Annotated in this window: 23 protein-coding genes; 19 read left to right on the top strand and 4 right to left on the bottom strand. The window is 60.1% G+C overall.

Going from position 1 to position 22,940, the window contains the following annotated elements:
- The first annotated feature begins 29 nt into the window (after positions 1-29).
- The 17 genes from iscU to JFT44_RS13480 all read left to right on the top strand — a co-directional run bounded on the left by iscU (position 30) and on the right by JFT44_RS13480 (position 15,234).
- Positions 30-416, top strand: a complete 387-nt coding sequence (iscU, locus tag JFT44_RS13560; RefSeq protein WP_028617851.1) for a Fe-S cluster assembly scaffold IscU — start codon at positions 30-32, stop codon at positions 414-416.
- A 28-nt stretch (positions 417-444) separates the two neighbouring features.
- The gene (iscA, locus tag JFT44_RS13555) at positions 445-768 is read left to right on the top strand and encodes an iron-sulfur cluster assembly protein IscA (protein WP_010565230.1); all 324 of its coding nucleotides are present in this window, start codon (positions 445-447) and stop codon (positions 766-768) included.
- An 8-nt stretch (positions 769-776) separates the two neighbouring features.
- Positions 777-1,298 carry a co-chaperone HscB gene (gene hscB / locus JFT44_RS13550; RefSeq protein WP_057437935.1) on the top strand — a complete coding sequence of 174 codons (522 nt, stop codon included), beginning with the start codon at positions 777-779 and terminating at the stop codon, positions 1,296-1,298.
- Between the two features lie 51 nt (positions 1,299-1,349).
- Entirely contained in the window at positions 1,350-3,212 is a 1,863-nt protein-coding gene (gene hscA, locus JFT44_RS13545; RefSeq protein WP_057960568.1) for a Fe-S protein assembly chaperone HscA, read from the top strand.
- A gap of 3 nt (positions 3,213-3,215) precedes the next feature.
- The gene (gene fdx / locus JFT44_RS13540) at positions 3,216-3,557 is read left to right on the top strand and encodes an ISC system 2Fe-2S type ferredoxin (RefSeq protein ID WP_016977666.1); all 342 of its coding nucleotides are present in this window, start codon (positions 3,216-3,218) and stop codon (positions 3,555-3,557) included.
- A gap of 14 nt (positions 3,558-3,571) precedes the next feature.
- Positions 3,572-3,772 carry a Fe-S cluster assembly protein IscX gene (iscX, locus tag JFT44_RS13535; protein ID WP_057437937.1) on the top strand — a complete coding sequence of 67 codons (201 nt, stop codon included), beginning with the start codon at positions 3,572-3,574 and terminating at the stop codon, positions 3,770-3,772.
- Between the two features lie 91 nt (positions 3,773-3,863).
- Positions 3,864-4,289, top strand: a complete 426-nt coding sequence (ndk, locus tag JFT44_RS13530; RefSeq protein ID WP_017846179.1) for a nucleoside-diphosphate kinase — start codon at positions 3,864-3,866, stop codon at positions 4,287-4,289.
- A gap of 28 nt (positions 4,290-4,317) precedes the next feature.
- On the top strand, positions 4,318-5,466 hold the full coding sequence (rlmN, locus tag JFT44_RS13525; RefSeq protein ID WP_057437941.1) for a 23S rRNA (adenine(2503)-C(2))-methyltransferase RlmN: 1,149 nt from the start codon (positions 4,318-4,320) through the stop codon (positions 5,464-5,466).
- Positions 5,467-5,478: 12 nt separating this feature from the next.
- Complete coding sequence (gene pilW / locus JFT44_RS13520; RefSeq protein ID WP_057437943.1) at positions 5,479-6,237, top strand: type IV pilus biogenesis/stability protein PilW; 759 nt, start codon at positions 5,479-5,481, stop codon at positions 6,235-6,237.
- Positions 6,237-7,232, top strand: a complete 996-nt coding sequence (locus JFT44_RS13515) for a RodZ family helix-turn-helix domain-containing protein (protein WP_198792266.1) — start codon at positions 6,237-6,239, stop codon at positions 7,230-7,232. The genes pilW and JFT44_RS13515 overlap by 1 nt, the downstream gene beginning before the upstream one ends.
- A 2-nt stretch (positions 7,233-7,234) precedes the next feature.
- Positions 7,235-8,344, top strand: a complete 1,110-nt coding sequence (ispG, locus tag JFT44_RS13510; protein WP_057437947.1) for a flavodoxin-dependent (E)-4-hydroxy-3-methylbut-2-enyl-diphosphate synthase — start codon at positions 7,235-7,237, stop codon at positions 8,342-8,344.
- 23 nt (positions 8,345-8,367) lie between these two features.
- A complete protein-coding gene (gene hisS / locus JFT44_RS13505; protein WP_057437949.1) occupies positions 8,368-9,657 on the top strand; it encodes a histidine--tRNA ligase in 1,290 nt (429 codons plus the stop codon).
- A gap of 41 nt (positions 9,658-9,698) precedes the next feature.
- Positions 9,699-10,340 carry a tetratricopeptide repeat protein gene (locus JFT44_RS13500; protein ID WP_057437951.1) on the top strand — a complete coding sequence of 214 codons (642 nt, stop codon included), beginning with the start codon at positions 9,699-9,701 and terminating at the stop codon, positions 10,338-10,340.
- Positions 10,333-11,484, top strand: a complete 1,152-nt coding sequence (bamB, locus tag JFT44_RS13495; protein WP_057437953.1) for an outer membrane protein assembly factor BamB — start codon at positions 10,333-10,335, stop codon at positions 11,482-11,484. Before JFT44_RS13500 ends, bamB begins: the two co-directional genes overlap by 8 nt.
- A 134-nt stretch (positions 11,485-11,618) precedes the next feature.
- Entirely contained in the window at positions 11,619-13,088 is a 1,470-nt protein-coding gene (gene der / locus JFT44_RS13490; protein WP_057437955.1) for a ribosome biogenesis GTPase Der, read from the top strand.
- A gap of 218 nt (positions 13,089-13,306) precedes the next feature.
- Entirely contained in the window at positions 13,307-14,455 is a 1,149-nt protein-coding gene (locus JFT44_RS13485) for a pyridoxal phosphate-dependent aminotransferase (RefSeq protein WP_120731741.1), read from the top strand.
- Positions 14,443-15,234 (top strand): amidohydrolase, encoded by a 792-nt coding sequence (locus JFT44_RS13480; RefSeq protein WP_057438035.1) that lies wholly within the window; start codon positions 14,443-14,445, stop codon positions 15,232-15,234. Before JFT44_RS13485 ends, JFT44_RS13480 begins: the two co-directional genes overlap by 13 nt.
- An 853-nt stretch (positions 15,235-16,087) precedes the next feature.
- Here JFT44_RS13480 and leuA read toward each other — a convergent pair.
- The 4 genes from leuA to JFT44_RS13460 form a co-directional block, all read right to left on the bottom strand.
- Positions 16,088-17,767: a 2-isopropylmalate synthase gene (gene leuA / locus JFT44_RS13475; RefSeq protein WP_057960565.1), complete on the bottom strand. Its 1,680-nt coding sequence runs from the start codon at positions 17,765-17,767 to the stop codon at positions 16,088-16,090.
- A gap of 393 nt (positions 17,768-18,160) precedes the next feature.
- Positions 18,161-18,982, bottom strand: a complete 822-nt coding sequence (locus tag JFT44_RS13470) for a M23 family metallopeptidase (RefSeq protein ID WP_128593883.1) — start codon at positions 18,980-18,982, stop codon at positions 18,161-18,163.
- A 3-nt stretch (positions 18,983-18,985) separates the two neighbouring features.
- The gene (gene xseA / locus JFT44_RS13465) at positions 18,986-20,365 is read right to left on the bottom strand and encodes an exodeoxyribonuclease VII large subunit (protein ID WP_057960563.1); all 1,380 of its coding nucleotides are present in this window, start codon (positions 20,363-20,365) and stop codon (positions 18,986-18,988) included.
- 30 nt (positions 20,366-20,395) lie between these two features.
- Positions 20,396-21,286, bottom strand: a complete 891-nt coding sequence (locus tag JFT44_RS13460) for a LysR family transcriptional regulator (protein ID WP_057960562.1) — start codon at positions 21,284-21,286, stop codon at positions 20,396-20,398.
- Between the two features lie 99 nt (positions 21,287-21,385).
- Between JFT44_RS13460 and JFT44_RS13455 the strand changes: the two genes are divergently transcribed.
- Both JFT44_RS13455 and JFT44_RS13450 read left to right on the top strand, forming a co-directional pair.
- Positions 21,386-22,153 (top strand): sulfite exporter TauE/SafE family protein, encoded by a 768-nt coding sequence (locus JFT44_RS13455; RefSeq protein ID WP_198830805.1) that lies wholly within the window; start codon positions 21,386-21,388, stop codon positions 22,151-22,153.
- A 134-nt stretch (positions 22,154-22,287) separates the two neighbouring features.
- Positions 22,288-22,836: a hypothetical protein gene (locus tag JFT44_RS13450; RefSeq protein WP_057437964.1), complete on the top strand. Its 549-nt coding sequence runs from the start codon at positions 22,288-22,290 to the stop codon at positions 22,834-22,836.
- Positions 22,837-22,940 lie beyond the last annotated feature (104 nt).

The raw sequence follows: 22,940 nt of genomic DNA, 5'->3' as shown, positions 1-22,940 counted from the left end.
GCGGCCCTGATGAGTGAGGATTCAGTACCATGGCTTACAGCGAAAAGGTCATCGACCACTACGAAAACCCGCGCAACGTCGGCAAGATGGACGCGGAAGATCCTGATGTGGGCACCGGCATGGTCGGCGCTCCGGCGTGCGGCGACGTTATGCGCCTGCAGATCAAGGTCAATGACGCTGGCGTTATCGAAGACGCCAAGTTCAAGACCTACGGCTGCGGTTCAGCCATCGCCTCCAGTTCCCTGGCGACCGAATGGATGAAAGGCAAGACCCTGGATGAAGCTGTCACTATCAGCAACACCCAGTTGGCCGAAGAGCTGGCCCTGCCGCCCGTGAAAATTCACTGCTCGGTACTTGCAGAGGACGCCATCAAGGCGGCCGTTCGCGATTACAAGCAGAAGAAAGGCTTGATCTAAGCATTTGGCGACGAGTAAGGAGTCAACGATGGCTATCAGCATGACAGAAGCGGCTGCGCGGCACGTGCGACGCTCCCTGGATGGGCGCGGTAAAGGTGAGGGGATTCGTCTGGGTGTGCGCACCACAGGCTGTTCCGGCCTTGCCTACGTGCTGGAGTTCGTCGACGAGGTGGTTGCGGAAGATCAGGTGTTCGAAAGTCACGGCGAGAAAGTGATCATCGACCCGAAAAGCCTGACCTACCTGGACGGCACCGAACTCGATTTCGTCAAGGAAGGGTTGAACGAAGGCTTCAAGTTCAACAACCCCAACGTACGCGGTGAATGTGGCTGCGGCGAAAGCTTCAACATCTGAGGCTATTTGTGGGTACTCCTTGTCATTTCGCTTTATTCGAGCTGCAGCCGAGCTTTCGGCTGGACCTCGAGCAGCTTGCCACGCGCTACCGTGAATTGGCGCGTGGGGTGCATCCGGATCGCTTTGCCGACGCTTCCGAGCGTGAGCAGCGCCTGGCGCTGGAGCAGTCAGCCAGCCTCAACGAAGCCTATCAGACGCTCAAAAGCCCTCCCAAACGCGCGCGTTACCTGCTCGCCATGGGTGGTGGCGAAATGCCGCTGGAAGTCACGGTCCATGACCCTGATTTCCTGATGCAGCAGATGCAGTGGCGTGAAGAGCTTGAAGACTTGCAGGACGAGGCCGATCTGGCTGGCGTCGCAGTCTTCAAGCGGCGTCTGAAAGTGGCCCAGGATGAACTCAACGAAAGCTTCGCAGCCTGTTGGGACGATGCAGCGCAACGTGAACAGGCCGAACGCCTGATGCGGCGCATGCAGTTCCTCGACAAGCTCACTTACGAAGTGCGCCAGCTAGAAGAGCGCCTCGACGATTAACCCAGTGCTGCACAGATTGCACGCCTGATAGACAGATAAGACCTGATTACCATGGCTCTACTGCAGATCGCCGAACCCGGCCAAAGTCCTCAACCGCACCAGCGTCGCCTGGCGGTTGGCATCGACTTGGGTACTACCAATTCACTGGTCGCCGCACTGCGCAGCGGTCTCTCCGAGCCGCTGCCCGATGCTGATGGCCAGGTCATCCTGCCATCCGCCGTGCGCTATCACGCTGACCGCATCGAAGTGGGCGAGTCCGCTCGGTTGGCGGCGTCTGCCGACCCGCTGAACACCATACTGTCGGTCAAGCGCTTGATGGGTCGTGGGCTGTCCGACGTCAAGCAATTGGGCGACCAACTGCCGTACCGCTTTGTCGGCGGCGAATCCCATATGCCGTTCATCGACACCGTGCAGGGGCCGAAAAGCCCGGTGGAAGTGTCGGCCGATATCCTCAAGGTACTGCGCCAGCGTGCAGAAACTACCTTGGGTGGCGAATTGGTCGGGGCGGTCATCACGGTCCCGGCTTATTTTGATGACGCCCAGCGCCAAGCCACCAAGGATGCGGCGAAACTCGCCGGTCTGAACGTGCTGCGCCTGCTCAACGAGCCGACGGCGGCAGCTGTGGCCTATGGCCTGGATCAGCACGCTGAAGGCCTGGTTGCTATCTATGACCTGGGCGGCGGCACCTTTGATATTTCGATTCTGCGCCTGACTGGCGGTGTGTTTGAAGTGCTGGCCACCGGTGGCGACAGTGCCCTGGGTGGGGATGACTTCGACCACGCCATTGCCGGTTGGATGATCACCAGTGCCGGTTTGTCCGCCGACCTGGATCCGGGCGAGCAGCGTAACCTGCTGCAAACCGCCTGCGCCGCCAAGGAAGCGCTGACTGACGCCGCATCTGTTGAAGTTTCCTACGGCTCCTGGTCGGCCCAACTGACCCGTGAAGCCTTTGATGCGCTGATCGAGCCAATGGTCGCCCGTAGTCTGAAGGCTTGCCGTCGCGCCGTACGTGATTCCGGCATCGAACTGGAAGAAGTTGGCGCGGTGGTCATGGTTGGCGGTTCGACCCGTGTGCCACGGGTTCGCGAAGCGGTAGCCGACGCCTTCGGCCGCCAGCCGCTGACCGAAATCGACCCGGATCAGGTGGTGGCCATCGGTGCCGCGATCCAGGCCGATACCCTGGCCGGCAACAAGCGCGATGGCGGCGAGTTGTTGCTGCTTGATGTGATTCCGTTGTCCCTGGGCCTGGAAACCATGGGCGGCCTGATGGAGAAGGTGATTCCGCGCAACACCACCATTCCCGTCGCCCGCGCCCAGGACTTCACCACTTATAAAGATGGTCAGACGGCCATGATGATTCACGTGCTGCAAGGCGAGCGCGAGCTGATCAGCGACTGCCGCTCCCTGGCGCGTTTTGAATTGCGCGGTATCCCGGCCATGGTCGCGGGGGCGGCGAAGATCCGCGTGACGTTCCAAGTTGACGCCGACGGCCTGCTCAGCGTGGCAGCACGCGAGCTGGGTTCGGGCGTTGAAGCGAGCATCCAGGTCAAGCCGTCCTACGGCCTGACTGACGGCGAAATCGCCAAGATGCTCAAGGATTCGTTCCAGTACGCCGGTGATGACAAGGTCGCCCGGGTGTTGCGTGAGCAGCAAGTCGATGCCCAGCGCCTGCTTGAAGCGGTGCAGGGCGCCCTTGAGGCCGACGGCGAGCGCCTGCTGGATGCTGAAGAGCGTCTGGTCATCGACCTGCAGATGCAGGAACTGGCCCAATTGATGAAAGGCACCGATGGCTATGCCATCGAACAACAGACCAAGCGCCTTTCACAAGTAACCGATGCCTTTGCTGCCCGTCGTATGAACCAGACGGTGAAAGCCGCCCTGGCGGGACGCAACCTGAATGAAATCGAGGAATAACTGATGCCACAGGTCATTTTTCTGCCACACGCCGAGCATTGCCCGGACGGTATGGTCGTGGAGGCTGAGACCGGCAAGTCCATTCTCGAAGTTGCCCATGACAACCATATCGAGATCGAGAGTGCGTGTGGTGGTGTTAACGCCTGCACCACCTGTCACTGCATTATCCGCGAAGGTTTCAACAGTCTCGAAGAGGCTGATGAGCTGGAAGAGGACTATCTTGATAGGGCGTGGGGCCTGGAACCGACTTCGCGCCTGAGCTGTCAGGCCAAGGTGGGGACAGAAGACCTCACCGTCGAAATTCCAAAGTATTCGCTCAACCATGCCGCCGAAGCGCCGCACTGATTCAAGGAAGTGTCATGAGTCTTAAATGGGTTGATGTGCAAGAAATCGCTATTCTGCTGGCCGACGGCCATCCGGATACGGATCCCTATTCGGTGAACTTTGTAGCTTTGCGTGACATGGTCATGGCGTTGCCAGGGTTCGAAGACGAGCGGGATCGTGGTGGTGAAAAGGTTCTCGAAGCGATCCAGACTGCCTGGAAAGAAGAACAGGACTGAAGCCTCCCTTACGCAGTTAGGCAATACCCAAGAACCCGCGTATAATTCGCGGGTTTAATTTTTCGCAAATTACCGTTTCTGGAGTTACACCATGGCTGTTCAACGTACTTTCTCCATCATCAAGCCTGACGCTGTTGCAAAAAACGTCATCGGCGAGATCACCACTCGTTTCGAAAAAGCCGGCCTGAAGGTTGTAGCTTCGAAACTCAAGCAACTGTCCAAGGCTGAAGCTGAAGGCTTCTACGCTGAGCACAGCGCTCGTGGTTTCTTCGGTGACCTGGTTGCCTTCATGATCTCCGGTCCTGTTGTTGTTCAGGTTCTGGAAGGCGAAAACGCTATCGCTCTGAACCGTGAGCTGATGGGCGCTACCAACCCTAAAGAAGCAGCTGCCGGCACTATCCGTGCTGACTTCGCTGATTCCATCGACGCCAACGCTGTACACGGTTCGGACTCCGAAGCCGCTGCTGCTCGCGAAATTTCGTACTTCTTCGCAGCTACTGAAGTAACCACTCGCTAAGCATTGGCTTAAGAGTGAAGGTGAATCCATGACTACATCGACTGTAAAAACCAACCTGCTGGGTCTGACTCAACAGGAAATGGAAAAATTCTTCGACTCAATCGGGGAGAAGCGTTTCCGTGCCGGTCAGGTAATGAAGTGGATTCACCACTTTGGCGTCGACGATTTCGACGCCATGACGAACGTCAGCAAGGCCCTGCGCGACAAGCTCAAGGCGATTGCTGAGGTCCGTGGTCCTGAAGTGGTCAGCGAGGACATCTCCAGCGACGGCACCCGTAAGTGGGTGGTGCGCGTGGCGTCCGGCAGCTGCGTCGAGACCGTCTACATTCCCCAGGGCAAACGTGGCACCTTGTGCGTTTCGTCCCAGGCAGGCTGTGCCCTGGATTGCAGTTTCTGCTCCACCGGCAAGCAAGGCTTCAATAGCAACCTCACCGCCGCCGAAGTCATTGGCCAGGTGTGGATTGCCAACAAATCCTTTGGCAGCGTCCCGGCGACCGTCGACCGTGCCATCACCAACGTGGTGATGATGGGCATGGGTGAGCCGCTGCTGAACTTCGACAACGTGGTTGCGGCCATGCACCTGATGATGGACGACCTGGGCTACGGCATCTCCAAGCGCCGTGTGACCCTGTCGACCTCCGGCGTGGTGCCGATGATTGATGAGCTGTCCAAGCACATCGACGTCTCCCTGGCGTTGTCGCTGCACGCACCCAATGACGCATTGCGTAACCAATTGGTGCCGATCAACAAGAAGTATCCGCTTAAGATGCTCCTCGAATCTTGCCAGCGTTATATGTCGTCCCTGGGCGAAAAGCGCGTCCTGACCATCGAGTACACCTTGCTCAAAGATATCAATGACAAGGTTGAACACGCGGTCGAGATGATCGAGTTGCTCAAGAACACCCCGTGCAAGATCAACCTGATTCCGTTCAACCCGTTTCCCCATTCTGGCTACGAGCGGCCGAGCAACAACGCCATCCGTCGTTTCCAGGATCAACTGCACCAGGCTGGCTTCAATGTGACTGTGCGCACCACCCGTGGTGAGGACATCGACGCCGCTTGTGGCCAATTGGTAGGACAGGTGCTGGATCGCACCCGTCGTAGCGAGCGTTACATCGCAGTGCGCGAATTGAGCGCCGACAGCGATCTGGCGCAGAACGCCGCGACACGAACCTGAGAGAGGATCTCTATGCCCTTGCGCCTTGCGCTGCTGTTGCTTGTTGCCAGCCTGTCGGTTGGCTGTGTTTCATCGGGCTCTGATAGTCCGTTGCAAACCGGCAAGGGCCGTGACGAAGCGCGTGCTGCCTATGTGCAGTTGGGGCTGGGATACCTGCGCCAGGGCCTGAGCGAGCAGGCCAAGGTGCCGCTGCAAATGGCCCTGGCCCTCGACAACCATGATGCCGACGCGAATGCGGCGTTGGCCCTGGTGTTCCAGGCCCAGGCCGAGCCCGAGCTGGCCGACCAGTATTACCGCAAGGCCCTGGCTGTTCGCCCCCATGATCCACGCCTGCTCAACAACTACGGCAGCTTCCTGTTTCAGCAGGAGCGTTATAAGCAAGCGTCCGGTTATTTCCAGCAAGCAGCCACTGATACCCTATATCCTGAACGTTCGCGGGTTTTCGAGAACCTGGGAGTGACCTCCGTGCGTCTCGGCCAGCGTGAAGATGCCCGCCAGCAACTGGAAAAAGCCCTGCACCTGAATCAGCGCCAGCCACGGGCCTTGCTCGAAATGGCCCAGTTGTCGTTTGAAGACAGGCATTATGTGCCGGCACGTGACTATTACGAGCGTTTTAGCCTGCTCAGTGGGCAAAATGCACGTAGTCTATTGCTTGGTGTGCGCCTGGCCACGGTTCATGAAGAACGCGACAAGGCCGCACGTTTTGGTCAGCAATTAGAACGACTCTATCCCGGTACCCCGGAATATCAGCAATACCTGTCGGAGCAATGATGAAAGCCGCGCACCCGGAAGTTGTAGCCGCTAATCGCGTAAACCCAGGCGAGACCTTGCGTCAGGCCCGCGAAAGCAATGGTTGGTCGCTGGAAGAAGTGGCCCTCAAGCTCAATTTGACCACCACTTCCCTGGGTAACCTGGAAAACGGCGCGTTCGACAAACTGCCAGGGCATACCTTCGCCCGTGGTTATATCCGCGCCTATGCCAAGCTGCTGGGCACTGACCAGGCCATCCTGGTCCAGCAATTCGACCAGTTCACCGGTACGGATTCCCAGGGCAGTAACGTACACGGTCTCGGTCGTATTGAAGAACCGGTGCGGGTTTCCCATACTATTTTGCGAATTGTCAGCCTGTTATTGCTGATTGCAGTGATCGGTGGTGGTTTTATCTGGTGGCAGGACCAGACCTCGCTGCGCAGCAAGGATCTGATCAGCAACGCCCTGGAACACGTCGAAGTCGAAAGCGCTGACGGTACCACCCAGATTCACCCCTTGGACGAACCGGAAGACCAGGCTGTCGTCCAGGGCCAGGCTGCCCCTGAAACCAATCTTGAGCTGCAAGCGGGCCAGCAGCCTGCCGAAGCCAGCGCTGAGCCAGCTCCGGCCGCCGTTGCACCGGCTCCAATGGCTCCCGTGGCCCAGGCCCCGGCCGCCACGGTCCAGGCGCCTGTTGTACCGGCCCAGGCTCCGGCCGCGCCAGTCGCACCAACAGTCGCTGCACCTGCCGACCAGGCGCCTGCCGGCGTGGCGGGGGATGGCCGTCTCCACATTACCTACGTCGCTGACTGCTGGACACAAGTCACCGATGGCAATGGCAAAGTCCTGTTCAGTGCTTTGAAGCGTAAGGGAGATACGCTTGAGCAGGTCGGCAAGCCTCCTTTGACGCTGCGTCTGGGCTTTGCCCGTGGCGCGCAAGTGGCCTATAACGGCCAGCCTGTAGACGTGGCGCCGTTCACCAGTGGCGAGACCGCTCGCCTGAAGTTGGGACAATAGTCATGCACGGCGAATCTCCAATCAAACGTCGCGTATCGCGCAAGATCTGGGTCGGCTCCGTGCCGGTGGGTGGTGATGCCCCCATCGCCGTGCAGAGCATGACCAACAGCGACACCAATGACGTAGCGGCCACCGTGGCCCAGATCAACCGCCTGGAAGCCGCTGGCGTCGATATCGTGCGGGTTTCCGTGCCGGATATGGACGCTGCCGAAGCCTTCGGCCGCATCAAGCAATTGGTCAAGGTACCATTGGTCGCCGATATCCACTTCGACTACAAGATCGCGTTGCGCGTGGCCGAACTGGGCGTCGACTGCCTGCGGATCAACCCGGGCAACATCGGTCGCGAAGACCGCGTGCGTGCCGTGGTCGACGCCGCCCGTGACCGCGGGATCCCGATCCGCATCGGTGTCAACGCTGGCTCCCTGGAAAAAGACCTGCAGAAGAAATACGGCGAGCCTACCCCGGCAGCCCTGGTCGAGTCGGCACTGCGCCATGTCGAGCACCTTGAACGCCTGAACTTCCAGGATTTCAAGGTCAGTGTAAAGGCTTCCGACGTGTTCATGGCGGTAGAAGCCTACCGCCTGCTGGCCAAGGAAATCGTGCAGCCATTGCACCTGGGCATCACCGAAGCCGGTGGTTTGCGTTCAGGCACAGTGAAATCTGCGGTGGGTCTCGGTATGCTGCTGGCCGACGGGATTGGCGATACCATTCGTATCTCCCTGGCGGCGGACCCGGTAGAGGAAGTGAAAGTCGGCTACGACATTCTCAAATCCCTGCATTTACGCTCCCGTGGCATCAATTTTATTGCCTGCCCGAGTTGCTCGCGGCAGAACTTCGACGTGGTGAAAACCATGAACGAGTTGGAAGTACGCCTGGAAGACCTGCTGGTACCGCTGGATGTTGCGGTGATCGGCTGTGTGGTCAACGGGCCGGGTGAGGCCAAGGAGGCGCACGTAGGCCTGACCGGCGGTACCCCGAACCTGATTTACATCGACGGCAAGCCGTCGCAGAAATTGACGAATGATAATCTGGTGGATCAGTTGGAACGGCTGATCCGCGAGAAAGCGGCCGAGAAGGTCGCCTCTGACGCAGCGCTGATCGCTCGCGGCTGATCGAACGAATTTAAGGATTTGATGTGAGCAAGTCTCTGCAAGCCATTCGTGGCATGAACGACATCCTGCCCGAACAGACGCCCCTGTGGCGCTATTTCGAGAGCACGGTCGCGCGCCTGCTGGATAACTACGGTTACAAGCAGATCCGCATGCCAATCGTCGAGTTCACCGAGCTGTTCAAGCGCTCCATCGGTGAAGTGACTGACATCGTCGAAAAAGAGATGTACACCTTCGAAGATCGCAACGGCGACTCCCTGACCTTGCGTCCGGAAGGTACCGCCGCGTGCGTGCGCGCTGTGCTCGAGCATGGCATCACCGGTGGTGGCCAGACCCAGAAACTGTGGTACATCGGCCCGATGTTCCGCCACGAGCGCCCACAAAAAGGCCGTTATCGCCAGTTTCACCAGATCGGTTGCGAAGTCTTCAACCTCGATGGCCCGGATATCGACGCCGAGCTGATCGTGCTGACCTGGCGCCTGTGGGGCCAACTGGGCATCCGCGACGCGGTCAAGCTCGAGCTCAACAGCCTGGGCACCAGCGAGTCCCGTGGCCGTTACCGTGAAGCCCTGGTCGAGTACCTGTCCGCTCACCTGGACAAGCTCGATGAAGACAGCCAGCGTCGCCTGAAGACCAACCCATTGCGCGTCCTTGATACCAAGAACGCCGAGACCCAGGCTGTGCTGGTCGACGCGCCGAAAATGGCCGATTACCTGGACGACGAGTCCCGCACGCACTTCGAGGGCCTCAAGGCACGCCTGGATGCGGCCGGGATTCCCTACGTGATCAACCCCAAGTTGGTGCGCGGCCTCGATTACTACAGCAAGACCGTGTTTGAGTGGGTCACTGACAAGCTCGGCGCCCAGGGCACCGTGTGTGCCGGTGGTCGTTACGACGGTCTGGTTGAGCAGATGGGTGGCAAGCCGACCACGGGCGTGGGTTTTGCCATGGGCATCGAGCGGCTGATCCTGCTGCTGGAAACCCTGGAGCAGATCCCTGAAGAAATTTCCCGTCAGGTGGACGTGTACCTGTGCGCCTTTGGCGAGGCAGCCGAACTGGCTGGCCTGGCCTTGAGCGAACAGTTGCGCGACCAACTGCCGAACCTGCGCCTGCAGGTCAATGCCGGCGCTGGCAGCTTCAAGAGCCAATTCAAGAAAGCCGACAAGAGCGGCGCGTTGTACGCGCTGATCCTGGGCGACGATGAACTGGCCCAGCAAGTGGTAAGTGTCAAACCCCTGCGTGGCCAGGGCGAACAACAAAGCATTGCCTTTGATGCGCTTGCCGCGCACTTGGCCACCTGCATCGTGCAGGGTTGAAGCTGTCAAACAGCCGAATTTAGCGATTAAGGAGTATTGGGGTGTCGAGTACTGAAGATGATCAGCTGGCCGAGTTCAAAGACTGGTGGCAGCGTAACGGCAAACCCCTGGTAACTGGCGGCCTGCTGGCGCTGGTGGTGGTGTTCGGTTGGCAGGCGTTCCAGAAGTATCAGGGCAATCAGTCGCAAGGCGCCTCGATGCTCTATCAGCAATTGCTGGAAACCACGCTGACGCCTACCGGCAAGCCTGATCCTGCCCAAGTGGCGGACCTGGCCGGCAAGCTGAAAAACGAATTTGGCGGTAGCACCTACGCCCAATACGGTAGCCTGTTCGTCGCGAAAGTCGCGGTCGATACCGGCAAGCTGGATGATGCAGCCTCCGAGCTCAAAGCCATCGCCGACAAGCCGAGCAACCCGACCCTGGGTGAAATCGCACGTCAGCGCCTGGCCCAGGTCCTGGCCGCACAAAACAAGGCCGACGAAGCACTGAAACTGCTCGACGGCGATGCTGACAAGGCATTTGTAGCCACTCGCGAAGAGCTCAAGGGCGACCTGCTGGTCCAATTGGGTCGTACCGACGAAGCCAATGCTGCGTACCAAAAAGCCAAGGCTGCGCTGTCTGATGAAGCAGCGGTCGGTGGCTTACAAATCAAGCTGGACGACTTGGCCAAAGGGGATGCGTGACGTGATCCGTTGGAAACATGCAGCATTGCTGGCTCTGGCCGTTTTGGCCGCGGGTTGCAGCAGCAACAGCAAAAAAGAACTGCCTCCGGCCGAGCTGACCAGCTTCAAGGAAGAAGTGGTCCTGCAAAAGCAGTGGAGCCGCTCTATCGGTGACGGCCAGGGCGACACCTACAACATGTTGGTACCGGCAATCGACGGTGACAACATTGTGGCCGCTGACGTGACCGGCGTGGTGATCTCCATGGATCGCATGAACGGCGACGTCAAGTGGAAGAAAGACCTCGAGTTGCCTGTTTCCGGCGCCGTCGGCGTGGGTTACGGCATGGTGATGATCGGCACGCTGAAAGGCGAAGTCGTGGCCCTGGATTCGAGCACCGGTGAAGAGAAATGGCGCGCTCGCGTGACCAGTGAAGTCCTCGCACCGCCTGCCACCAACGGCGATATCGTCGTGGTGCAGACCCAGGATGACCGTGTCATCGGTCTTGACGCCAACACCGGCGAGCAGCGCTGGCTGTACGACAGCACCCCTGCGGTGTTGACGTTGCGCGGTACCAGTGGTCCGGTTGTGACCAATAACCTGGCGCTGGCAGGTCTTTCGACCGGTAAAGTGGTCGCCCTGGATACCCAGAACGGCGTGCCAGCCTGGGAATCGCGGGTCGCCATTCCGCAAGGTCGTTCCGAGCTGGACCGTGTGGTGGACATCGACGGCGGCTTGCTGCTGTCGGGTGAAACCCTGTACGTCGCCACTTACCAGGGCCGTGTCGCGGCGCTGGACCTGCAAAGCGGCCGCGTCCTCTGGCAGCGTGATGCCTCCAGCTACGCCGGTGTCGCCCAAGGTTTTGGCAGCGTCTACGTGAGCCTGGCATCGGGCACCGTTGAAAGCGTCGATGAGCGTTCCACCACAGCCCTGTGGAGCAATGACTCGCTGGCTCGCCGTCAACTGTCGGCTCCGGAAGTGTTCTCCAGCTATGTAGCGGTAGGCGACCTGGAAGGGTACCTGCACCTGCTGAGCCAGGTAGATGGTCGCTTTGTCGGCCGTGAACGTATCGACAGCGACGGCCTGCGTGCGCGTCCGCTGGTAGTAGGCAACATGCTTTATGTGTTTGGTAACAGCGGCAAGCTGGAAGCCCTGACCATCAAGTAAGAACTATGCTTGGGGTAACCCCCAGGCGGCCCTGCTTCGGCAGGGCATGCGACACCTTCGGGTGTTGCCCCGAGCACCAGCCGCTGCCTTGCAGCGGCTTTTGTATTTTCTGAAATAACGCAGTGGAGAGCCGCATGGTTCCCGTAATCGCCCTGGTGGGCCGACCTAACGTCGGCAAGTCCACCTTGTTCAACCGCCTGACCAGGACTCGCGACGCCATCGTCGGCGACTTGTCCGGTCTGACCCGTGATCGCCAATACGGTGAGGCAAAGTGGCAAGGGCGCTCCTATATTATTGTCGACACCGGTGGTATCTCCGGTGACGAGCATGGCATGGACGAAAAGATGGCCGAGCAGTCGCTGCTGGCCATTGAAGAAGCTGATGTCGTGTTGTTCCTGGTGGACGCCCGTGCGGGCTACACCGCCGCCGACCAGATGATCGGCGAGCACTTGCGCAAACGTAACAAGCGCTCCTATTTGATCGCCAACAAGATCGACAACATCGATCCTGAAGCGGCCCGTGCCGAATTCAGCCCGATGGGCCTGGGTGACGCGATTCCTGTCGCCGGTGCCCACGGTCGCGGTATCACCCAGATGCTGGAAATCGCCCTGCGCGACTTCCCCAAGGATGACGCCGAAGAAGTTGAAGGCGAAGAAGAGATCGTCGCTGAAGGTGAGGAAGCCAAGCGCATTCCTGGCCCGAGTGAAAAAGACGGGATCAAGATCGCTATCATCGGCCGCCCCAACGTGGGCAAGTCGACCCTGGTCAACCGCATGCTCGGTGAAGACCGGGTAATCGTCTACGACCAGCCCGGCACCACCCGCGACAGCATCTACATCCCGTTCGAGCGTAACGACGAGAAGTACACGCTGATCGACACCGCCGGTGTGCGCAAGCGCGGCAAGATCCACGAGGAAGTTGAAAAGTTCTCGGTGGTCAAAACCCTGCAGGCGATCAAAGACGCCAACGTGGTGATCTTCGTGATGGACGCCCGCGAAGGCGTGGTCGACCACGACCTCAACCTGCTGGGCTTTGCCCTGGAGGCTGGTCGGGCGTTGGTGATCGCGATCAACAAATGGGACGGCATGACCCCAAGCGAGCGTGACTTCGTCAAGGTCGAGCTGCAACGCCGGTTGTTCTTCGTCGACTTCGCCGATATCCACTTTATCTCGGCGCTGCACGGTACTGGCGTGGGCAACCTCTACGCTTCGGTACAGAACTCGTTCAAGTCGGCGGTCACCCGCTGGCCGACCAACCGCCTGACCCAGATCCTTGAAGACGCGGTGGGCGAACACGCGCCACCGATGGTCAACAACCGCCGGATCAAGCTGCGTTACGCCCACTTGGGTGGTGCCAACCCGCCGATTATCGTGATCCACGGTAACCAGATCGAGAAGGTGCCCAAGTCCTACGTGCGTTACCTGGAAAACACTTACCGCCGTGTCTTGAAGCTGGTCGGCACACCGATCCGCATCGAGTTCAAAGGTGGCGAGAACCCGTACGAAGGTAACAAGAACAGCCTGACTGACCGCCAAGTGAACAAGAAACGTCGCTTGATGAGCCACAACAAAAAGGCTGACAAAAAGCGTAAAGACCGCCGCTGACAGTGGAGTGGGCTTGTGTGGGAGTGGGCTTGCCCGCGATAGCGATAGATCAGACACCAACCTGCTGACTGACCCAGCGCCATCCCAGGCAAGCCAATTCCTACAGACGTTAGGCGTTACCCAAAAAGGGCTCTGAATGAGCCCTTTTTTGTGCCTCACGATTGACCCCTCGGCGCATGCAGCTTACAACTTGTAACTCACCGCCAGGGGCCCACCGCATGATCACCAGCAAGTTGCCGAATGTCGGCACCACCATTTTCACCACCATGTCGCAACTCGCTGTCGAAACCGGCGCGTTGAACCTGTCCCAGGGTTTTCCTGATTTCAATGGTCCCCAGGCCTTGCTCGACGCGGTGGGCAAACACGTTGCCAGTGGTCATAACCAATACGCGCCGATGACCGGCCTGCCGGCCCTGCGCCAGCAAGTGGCAGCCAAGATCGCTCGCAGCTACGGCGTGTCGGTCAATCCCGACAGCGAAGTGACCATCACCCCCGGCGCCACCCAGGCAATCTTCTGTGCGATCCAGGCAGTGATCCGCAGCGGTGACGAGGTGATTGTCTTTGACCCGTGCTACGACAGCTACGAGCCTTCGGTGGAGCTGGCTGGAGGGCGTTGCGTGCATGTGCAACTGGGGCTGGCGGATTTCAGCCTGGATTTCGAACAGATCAAGGCCGCGCTGACCCCGCGTACACGCATGATCATCCTCAACACCCCGCACAATCCCAGTGGTGCCCTGATCACTCGCGCCGAGCTCGACCAATTGGCCGAGCTGATCCGCGATCGCGATATCTATCTGGTCAGCGATGAGGTCTACGAGCACCTGGTATTCGATGGCGTACCCCACGTCAGCGTCCTGGCCCACGAAGAGCTGTATCAGCGCGCGTTCGTGGTCAGCTCCTTTGGCAAGACCTACCACGTCACCGGCTGGAAGACCGGCTACGTGGTGGCGCCAGCGGCCTTGAGTGCGGAGCTGCGCAAGGTGCATCAATACGTCAGTTTCTGCGGTGTTACGCCATTGCAGTATGCCCTGGCCGACTTTATGGCCGAACACCCGGAGCATGTCGAGGAACTGCCCGCTTTCTACCAGGCCAAACGTGACCTGTTCTGCGATCTGCTGGCCCCCTCGCGTTTCAGTTTTACGCGGGTAGCCGGTACTTACTTTCAACTGGTGGATTACTCACAGATTCGCCCGGACCTGGATGACGTGGCCATGTCGCTGTGGATGACTCGCGAGCATGGCGTGGCGACAATTCCGGTCTCGGTGTTCTATCGGACCCCACCCCAAGGCCAGCGCCTGGTGCGCCTGTGCTTTGCCAAACGCGAGGAGACGCTGCGTCAAGCAGCCGAGAAACTATGCGTGATCTGAGTGCTTTACCCGACCTGAACATTGCACTGGTGCAGACCACCCTGGCCTGGCATGACCGCCAGGCCAACCTGGAGCATTTCGAGCTGCTGCTGGAGCAGGCCAGGGGCGCCGACCTGATCGTGCTGCCGGAAATGTTCACCACCGGCTTTTCCATGGAGTCCCAATTGCTGGCCGAAGCCGAAAACGGCCCGACCCATGAATGGCTCAAGACCCAGGCGCGGAAGTACAACGCGGTGATTACCGGCAGCGTGATCATCCAGGCCGCTGACGGCAGCCACCGCAACCGCCTGTTGTGGGCGCGGCCCGATGGCGAAGTGTTGCACTACGACAAGCGCCACCTGTTTCGCATGGCCGGTGAACACAATCACTACACCCCCGGCGAGCGCCAGGTGCAATTCGAACTCAAGGGTTGGCGGGTTCGCCCGCTGATCTGCTATGACCTGCGCTTCCCGGTGTGGAGCCGTGATGCCCAGGACACTGACCTGCTGCTGTATACCGCCAACTGGCCGGGTGCACGGCGCCAGCACTGGAACCGCCTGTTGCCGGCTCGGGCCATCGAAAACCTGTGTTATGTGGCGGCGGTGAACCGAGTGGGTACGGATGGCAAGGGCTTTGCCTACACCGGCGACAGCCAGGTCCTGGACTTTCAGGGCGAAAGCCTGCTGAGCGCAGGGGAGGCGGACGGGGTGTTCCAGGTGTGCCTGGAGGCGGCGCAATTGGCGGACTATCGCACGCGGTTTCCGGCAAATCTGGATGCCGATAGTTTTCAGTTTGTCTGACAGGGGCCTGTTGTCAGTGGGATAGCTATCGCGGGCAAGCCCGCTCCCACAGGGGAATGCATTCCAAATGTGGGAGCGGGCTTGCCCGCGATGAGGATAGGTATCTACAGATTTTTTTAGTGATTCTTAGGTTTGTGTACATATCCGTTGCTTCGGTCACGGCGGCTATTGGTTCCGCCCTTACGGCGGGTCACTTTTGGAAAAGAGCCCGGAGTGCCGGCCCAGCCAAAAGTAACCAAAAGGGCTCTTGCCCCACCACTCGGCACCTCGCCCAGGCTCGGTGTGCCCGTCATCCGACATTGATTTGGGGGGCCGCCGCGATGGGCCATCCATGGCCCAGCGCGGCTAACCCGGCGTCCTGCCGGGTTACCCCCCAAATCAATATCGGATGACGGCCAGCGTGGTTTAACGGGGCGCCTAAGATCAAAAGCAAAGCGAGGCGGCCTGACAGCCGACCTGATCGTCGAGATGTACGCATATACCTGTGGGAGCTGGCTTGCCTGCGAAGGCGGTGTATCAGTCGATAAATGTATTGGCTGATACACCGCCTTCGCAGGCAAGCCAGCTCCCACAAGGGGGAATGCAGCTTCGCGCCCCGGCTTTGCTGTTGCTGTTGCTGTTGTTCTGCTTTTGATCTGGCTTTTGATCTTAGGCGCCCCGTTAAACCACGCTGGCCGTCAGGGCGGAACCCTAAGTGGCCATGACCGCAGCAACGGATATGTACACAAACCCAATAAGCACTAGAAAAAAAAGTTGTGTAGATACCTATGCCGCGATGAGGCCACCACCACAACCCCAAACTAAAAAGGCCCCTGGATTCGCATCCAGGGGCCTTTGGCTTTTCAGCGGTCAGTTACGCTGCTTTCGCTTCCAGCTGGCTCAACGAGCGGTTCAGGGCGCTGAACACCGCCTTGAAGCTGGCGGTGGTGATGTTTTCATCAATCCCCACGCCATGCACCGGGCGTTCGCCGTTCACGCGCAGCTCGATGTAAGCCGCGGCCTTGGCGTTGGTCCCCGCGCCGATCGCATGCTCGTTGTAGTCCATGATCTCGACCCCAATCGGCAGGCCGGCCACCAGTGCTTCCAGTGCGCCATTGCCCTTGCCGTGCCAGCGCAGGTTGGTTTCGCCCTGGCCCTTGCCGGAAACTTCGACTTCTACCGAGCTGTTGCCGTTTTCTTCCTGCAGGCGATGGCTGACCAACGCGTACGGGGTGTTGGCTTGCAGGTATTCACGCTGCAACAACGCGTGGATCTGCGCGGCGGTCATTTCCAGGCCCACGCGGTCGGTTTCGGCCTGTACCACCTGGCTGAACTCGATCTGCATGCGGCGTGGCAAGCTGATGCCGTATTCCTGTTCCAGCAGGTAGGCGATGCCGCCTTTGCCCGACTGGCTGTTGACGCGGATCACCGCCTCGTAGCTGCGGCCAATGTCGGCCGGGTCGATTGGCAGGTACGGCACTTCCCACAAGGTATCCGGTTTCTGCTGGGCGAAGCCCTTGCGGATCGCGTCCTGGTGGGAGCCGGAGAATGCGGTGTGGACCAGGTCGCCGACATATGGGTGACGTGGGTGCACCGGGATCTGGTTGCATTCCTCGACCACTTTGCGCACGCCGTCGATGTCGGAGAAGTCCAGCTCAGGGTCCACACCCTGGGTGTAGAGGTTCAACGCCACAGTGACCAGGTCAACGTTACCGGTACGCTCGCCGTTGCCGAACAGGCAGCCTTCAACACGGTCGGCGCCAGCCATCAGGCCCAACTCGGTAGCCGCGACACCGGTGCCACGGTCGTTGTGGGTGTGCAGGCTGATGATCACGCTGTCACGACGGTTGATATGGCGACCGAACCACTCGATCTGGTCGGCATAGATATTCGGCGTGGCGCATTCCACAGTGGCCGGCAGGTTGAGGATCATCTTGTGCTCAGGCGTCGGGTTCCACACCTCGATCACCGCGTCACACACTTCCTTGGCGAATTCCAGTTCAGTAGCGCTGAAGGTCTCCGGGGAGTATTCGAAGGTCCACTGGGTTTCCGGCTGCTGGGCGGCGTACTTGACGAACAGCTTGGCCGCGTCGACCGCGATGGCCTTGATCCCGTCCTTGTCCTGGTTGAACACAATACGGCGGAAGGACGGCGAGGTGGCGTTGTACAAGTGCACGATGGCTTTCTTGGCGCCGCGCAGGGATTCGAAGGTGCGGGCGATCAAGTCTTCACGGCCCTGGGTCAGCACCTGGATGGTGGTGTCCTCGGGGATGTGGTTGTCTTCGATCAGGGTGCGCACGAAGTCAAAGTCGGTCTGCGAAGCGGCCGGGAACGAGGCTTCGATTTCCTTTACGCCCACCGCGACCAGGGTTTTCCAGAAGCGCAGTTTTTTCACCGCATCCATCGGTTCGATCAGCGACTGGTTGCCGTCGCGCAAGTCGGAGCTGCACCAGATCGGCGCGGTGGTGATGGTCTTCGACGGCCAGGTGCGGTCCGGGATATCAATGGTCGGGAATGCGCGGTATTTCGAAGACGGGTCTTTGAGCATGCTCATCAGAAGAATCCTTGTTGTAGGGCCGAGAAGAGGCGGCCTGCCAGAAAGCGTTTATTAGGGATGCAAACCGGGGACGAGGCAGATCGATTCAGCCTGGCAGTCGTGCGCTGACGAGGCACAGGCTGCGGTGCTGGCGGAGCTGAATGAGGGTGTGAGAGGTTTTCATAAGCTCAACCCTAACCGTCGGGGTGAAAGATGGCAAGCAGTCGAAAAAAATTGAGAGAAGTTCTGCTATTTCTGTGGGAAACGAGATTTTATGGTTGAGAAACGCTCAAGGCTTTGTTTTGTTTGCGTGAGGGTTTCAGGATGCGCAATCAGTGGAATTGAGCTGGCGTCATCGCGGGCACGTTGAATCGTTGCACCGCGATAACGCCCGTATGCCCAGCGATCACATCAAGGCTGGAACGCCCCAATAAAGATCGCCGGATCGACCCGCGCATCATTCAAGCTGATATTCCAGTGCATATGCGGCCCGGTCGCCCGGCCCGTCGCCCCGACCTTGCCCACCACCGTTCCACGCACCAATTGCTGGCCCACCTTCACGTCAATCTTCGACATATGGCAGAACATGCTGATAAAGCCCTGGCCATGGTCGACAAACACCGTATTGCCGTTGAAGAAATAATTGCCCACCAGAATCACCTTGCCATTGGCCGGGGTCTTGATCGGCGTGCCGGCAGGCACCGCGAAGTCCAGGCCCGAGTGCGGGTTGCGTTCTTCACCGTTGAAGAAGCGACGCACGCCGAACTTGCTCGACAGCGGGCCGTTCACCGGTTTGTCCAACACCAGGTTGCTTGGCAGGTTCGGGCTGAAGCTGCGGTAAGCCTTGAGTTGCACGGCCAGTTCGCCTTCGATGCGCTTGAGCTGCGCCGGAGCGGGGTTGACCTGGCTTTTGTTCTTCAGGGTGATGCGCTGTTCCGGGTACTTCTTGAAACCGACGATAAACGGCAGGGTGCGCCCACCGCTGCTGATGCGCTCGTTACCGGGCTTTACCGTCAATGGGATGCCGACAATCGCCAGCCAGTTGTCCTGTTCCTTGACCACCAGCACCGGTTTGCCCTGGTAGGTGGCTTTCGGTGCGGCGGCGGCGGGGCCCAGGTCGACCACGGCCACACCGCCGGGTACCGGCTTGTTCAGGGTGCGGGTGATGTAGCTGTCGGCGTGGGCATTGAAGGCGAGGCACAGCAGCATCAGCAGGCTAAATAGACGAGGCATCAATCAATCCAGTAATGAAAGGGTGACGGGTGTCAGGTGGTTATCTTCCACCCGCACTTGCAATTGGCCTTCACCGAGGCGCGCGGTCAGGCGTTGGCCGGTGTGGGTTTGTGCGGCATTGCGAATCGCCTGGCCGCGCTCGTCCAGCAGGATGCTGTAGCCACGGCCCAGGGTCGCCAGCGGGCTGACCACCTGCAACGTCTGCACCTGGCTTTGCAGTTGCAGACGACGGGCCTTGAGGCCCTCGCGCATGGCCCGGGGCAGGCGCTCGGCGAGGCTGTCCAGGCGCTGGCGCAGCAGGGCCAGTTGCCGCCCCGGATGCTGGCCGGCGAGGCGCGTTTCCAGGCGGATCAGGCGTTCGCGGCGGGTGTTGAGGCTGCGCTCGAACGCGCGGCGCAGGCGCATATCCAGGTCATCCAGGCGCTGGGCCTGCTGGCGCAGGCGCTCACCGGGGTGACGCAGGCGGCGGGCCATGCCTTCCAGGCGCAGGCGGTCGTGGGTCAGGCGATTGCGCATCAGCATCACCAGGCGCCGGTGCAGGCTTTCGACCTGGCGCACCAGATTGCTCGCATCCGGCGCCAGCAACTCGGCCGCCGCCGACGGCGTAGGCGCACGCACATCGGCCACGAAGTCACTGATGGACACATCGGTCTCATGGCCGACCGCACTGACGATGGGCGTGATACAGGCATCAATGGCCCGCGCCACGGCTTCTTCGTTGAAGCACCAGAGGTCTTCCAGGGAGCCGCCGCCACGGGCCAGGATCAGCGCGTCGAAGCCACGGGCATCCGCCAGCTTGAGGGCGCGGACAATCTGCGCCACGGCTTCGCGGCCTTGCACGGCGGTGGGGATCAGGGTCAGTTGCACGTTCGGCGCACGGCGGCCGAACACACTGATGATGTCGCGAATCACCGCGCCCGTGGGCGAGCTGATAATCCCGATGCGGCGTGGATGGGCCGGCAGCGCCACCTTGCGCTCGGCACTGAACAAGCCTTCGGCGCTGAGCTTTTCCTTCAAGGCGTCGAAGGCCAGGCGCAACGCGCCATCACCCGCCGGTTCCACGGTGTCGAGGATCAACTGATAGTCGCCACGGCCCTCGAACAGCGAGACCTTGCCCCGCACCTTGACCGCCAGGCCATCCTTCAGCGCCTGACGCACCCGTGCGGCATTGTTGCGAAACAGTGCACAACGCACCTGCGCGCCGCTGTCCTTGAGGGTGAAGTACACATGGCCGGAGGCGGGGCGGGCGAGGTTGGAGATCTCGCCTTCGACCCAGATATTGGTGAACACGTCCTCCAGCAACACCCGCGCGCGGCCGTTGAGCTGGCTGACAGTCAGGACTTCGCGGTCCAGGCCCAGGCGGGCAAACGGGTCTTTAATCATGGGAAGAGATCTTTAGTCATGGGCGGCAGTTTATAGGCATTCGCCCAAGGTTTGACAGAACTGCGCCACCAACGCGCTCGGCGCCTGCGCGCAGGCCAGGGCCACGGTGCTGTGGCAATCGGGGTCGGCCAGGGGCAGGAAGTGAATATTGGCTGGGGCAATATCGCGCATCGACTCGGGCAGCAGGGCGATGCCAAACCCGGCCTGGATCAGTTGCAACTGGGTGGTCTTGCGTGACATCACCCGTGCGGCCTTGGGGAAAAATCCGGCACGCATGCACAATTCGGCCGACAGATAACTCAGACCTCCGCGTTGCGGGTGGGGGATCGAGATAAACGCTTCGTCTTTCAGCTGTGCCAGTTCAATGGCCGATGTGTGCCGGGCCAAAGGGTGCGCTGGCGGCACGGCCAGCAACAGTGGCTCCTTATATAAAGGCACGATGCGCACCCCTTCGCGCTGACGCAGTACCGGCAGGCGCAGCAGGCCGACCTCCAGGCGACCATCGGCAATGTCTTCCAACTGCGCTTCGGAGGACAGTTTGACGATATCCATCGACACCCCTGGGCACTGTTCCAGCCAGGTGCTGATCCCGCGCAGTACCCGCCCACTCATCGGCACTGTGCTGGAGTGGCTCAGGCGCAGGGTGCCGAGCTGGCCGTGGCCGACCTGGGTCGCCAGTTCACTGGCCTTGTGCAACTCGCCCAGCAGGTTGCGCGCCCGTGGATAAAACGCTTCGCCGGCGGCGGTCAGTCTGGGTTGGCGGGCGGTGCGCTCGAACAGCGGGGTTTGCAGGATAATTTCCAGCTCCTTGATCTGCCGGCTAAGGGCCGATTGCGCGACAAACAGGCGCTCTGCGGCGGCGCTGAAGCTGCCGCTCTCGGCGATTTCGACGAAGTAACGCAGTTGCCGGGTGGAAATCACGAGTCATGCCTTTTCGAGATAGGTGGGGGGCTTGGAAGATATTAGTCGCAACCCATCCGCTTGGCTAAAGTGAGGGCCATCGCTGACAAGGAATATTGCATGAGCCTGGTTGAATTGATGGGGCAGTGGTCGTTCGGGGCGCTGGACTGGTTGGTAATCGGCCTGGGGATTGCCCTGGCCTACATCGTGTTTGGCATCGCCGGCTTCGGCACGGCGCTGGTGGCCGGGCCGATCCTGATTATGTTTATGCCGCTGTCGCAGATCATCCCGCTGCTGGTGCTGCTGGATGTCGTCGCGGCCTTTGGCAACCTGCTGCAATCGCGGCGGGATGTGGTCAAGCCGGAGCTGTTGCGATTACTACCGTGCATGGCGATTGGCTGCACCCTCGGCGTGATTTTCTTGCTCAACCTGCACTCGGACCTGCTGCTGCTGTTGATGGGCCTGTTTATCAGCACCTATGCCATCTACAGCCTGGCGGTAAGGGCCAAGCCCACGGCCCTGGCTGCCGGCTGGTCGGTCCCCATGGGCGTGGTGGGCGGATTGTTTGGTGCGTTGTTTGGCAGTGGCGGCTTTTTATATGCGATCTATCTGAACAGCCGCCTGCCCAAGGACGGCGCGCGGGCGACCCAAAGCGCGCTGATCAGCGCGAGCACGGTGGTGCGCCTGAGTCTGTTTTTGATCGCCGGGGTGTATGCCGAGTTGCCGCTGCTGATGTTGGCGGTGTGCTTGTTACCGGCGATGGCCCTGGGGCTGTGGGCGGGGCGGCGATTGACCCTGCGCATGTCCCGTGAGGCGTTTGTGCGCTTGGTGACATGGTTGGTGCTGGCCAGTGGCATTGCCTTGATTGGGCGGTATTTGAGTACTTGACCTGTGGGTTTCAGGGATTAAGCTGCCGGGCTCTAGGGCCTCATCGCGGGCAAGCCTGCTCCCACATTGAATGCAATCGAATGTGGGAACGGGCTTGCCTGCGATGGCGTCAGACGCCACACCGCAGGACTCCCATGAATTCCCAAAGCATCCTTGTCCCGAAAATCTCCACCTTGCCCGTCCACGAACCCCGCGCCCGGGCCATCGTGCGCTGGCTGGTGCGCAAGAACATCATCAAGGAAGAACTGACCACCTGCGGGCGCACCGGCAACCGCATGGGCTACGCCCTGGCCGACGGTGCCCGCGCCGTGGTGCTGCACCCCGAGGCGCTGCCGTTCAACGAGCCGGTCAATGGCCTGGAAATCATCTACAAACGCTGCATCTACACTCCAGCCAAGGGCTTTCTCGAAGAAGCCGGCTGCCCGGAATGCCTTAAAGAAGTCGGCGAGGCGCTGTTCGACAGCCTGGAAGACTGGATGCCCGGCCACACCGACAACTTCACCTGCCCGTTGTGTGGGCATGAAGATGACATCAACGGGTTTCTGTTCCTGCAGGAATGCGGCTTCTCCAACCTGGGCTTCATCTTCAACAACTGGGCGGAAGCGGGTTTCAAGCAGAGCTTTATCGACGAGTTTGCCGACTGGCTCGATCAGAAAATCAGCTGGGTCAAAGTCGAACTCTAGGAGCGCCCCGATCATTCCCGCGCTCTGCCTGGGAACGATCAGGGCCTGGAAATTCCCCATCTATCAGTATTACCAAGTTTGTCAGAGTTTTACGTTGAGGCCCG

It is taken from the genome of Pseudomonas sp. MF5691, assembly GCF_016405645.1.
Lineage (GTDB): Bacteria > Pseudomonadota > Gammaproteobacteria > Pseudomonadales > Pseudomonadaceae > Aquipseudomonas > Aquipseudomonas shahriarae.
The sequence above is the reverse complement of the archived record's forward strand: the minus strand, read 5'-3'. Positions and strand labels throughout refer to the sequence as shown.

Bases quoted from the DNA above. Each gene is read 5' to 3' on its own strand.
- iscA (WP_010565230.1), top strand. From the start codon at position 445: ATGGCTATCAGCATGACAGAAGCGGCTGCGCGGCACGTGCGACGCTCC.
- fdx (WP_016977666.1), top strand. From the start codon at position 3,216: ATGCCACAGGTCATTTTTCTGCCACACGCCGAGCATTGCCCGGACGGT.
- iscX (WP_057437937.1), top strand. From the start codon at position 3,572: ATGAGTCTTAAATGGGTTGATGTGCAAGAAATCGCTATTCTGCTGGCC.
- xseA (WP_057960563.1), bottom strand. From the start codon at position 20,365: ATGATTAAAGACCCGTTTGCCCGCCTGGGCCTGGACCGCGAAGTCCTG.
- bamB (WP_057437953.1), top strand. From the start codon at position 10,333: ATGCGTGACGTGATCCGTTGGAAACATGCAGCATTGCTGGCTCTGGCC.
- JFT44_RS13450 (WP_057437964.1), top strand. From the start codon at position 22,288: ATGAATTCCCAAAGCATCCTTGTCCCGAAAATCTCCACCTTGCCCGTC.
- iscU (WP_028617851.1), top strand. From the start codon at position 30: ATGGCTTACAGCGAAAAGGTCATCGACCACTACGAAAACCCGCGCAAC.
- JFT44_RS13480 (WP_057438035.1), top strand. From the start codon at position 14,443: ATGCGTGATCTGAGTGCTTTACCCGACCTGAACATTGCACTGGTGCAG.
- hscA (WP_057960568.1), top strand. From the start codon at position 1,350: ATGGCTCTACTGCAGATCGCCGAACCCGGCCAAAGTCCTCAACCGCAC.
- der (WP_057437955.1), top strand. From the start codon at position 11,619: ATGGTTCCCGTAATCGCCCTGGTGGGCCGACCTAACGTCGGCAAGTCC.
- JFT44_RS13485 (WP_120731741.1), top strand. From the start codon at position 13,307: ATGATCACCAGCAAGTTGCCGAATGTCGGCACCACCATTTTCACCACC.
- rlmN (WP_057437941.1), top strand. From the start codon at position 4,318: ATGACTACATCGACTGTAAAAACCAACCTGCTGGGTCTGACTCAACAG.
- JFT44_RS13470 (WP_128593883.1), bottom strand. From the start codon at position 18,982: ATGCCTCGTCTATTTAGCCTGCTGATGCTGCTGTGCCTCGCCTTCAAT.
- ndk (WP_017846179.1), top strand. From the start codon at position 3,864: ATGGCTGTTCAACGTACTTTCTCCATCATCAAGCCTGACGCTGTTGCA.
- JFT44_RS13515 (WP_198792266.1), top strand. From the start codon at position 6,237: ATGAAAGCCGCGCACCCGGAAGTTGTAGCCGCTAATCGCGTAAACCCA.
- ispG (WP_057437947.1), top strand. From the start codon at position 7,235: ATGCACGGCGAATCTCCAATCAAACGTCGCGTATCGCGCAAGATCTGG.
- leuA (WP_057960565.1), bottom strand. From the start codon at position 17,767: ATGAGCATGCTCAAAGACCCGTCTTCGAAATACCGCGCATTCCCGACC.
- JFT44_RS13455 (WP_198830805.1), top strand. From the start codon at position 21,386: ATGAGCCTGGTTGAATTGATGGGGCAGTGGTCGTTCGGGGCGCTGGAC.
- pilW (WP_057437943.1), top strand. From the start codon at position 5,479: ATGCCCTTGCGCCTTGCGCTGCTGTTGCTTGTTGCCAGCCTGTCGGTT.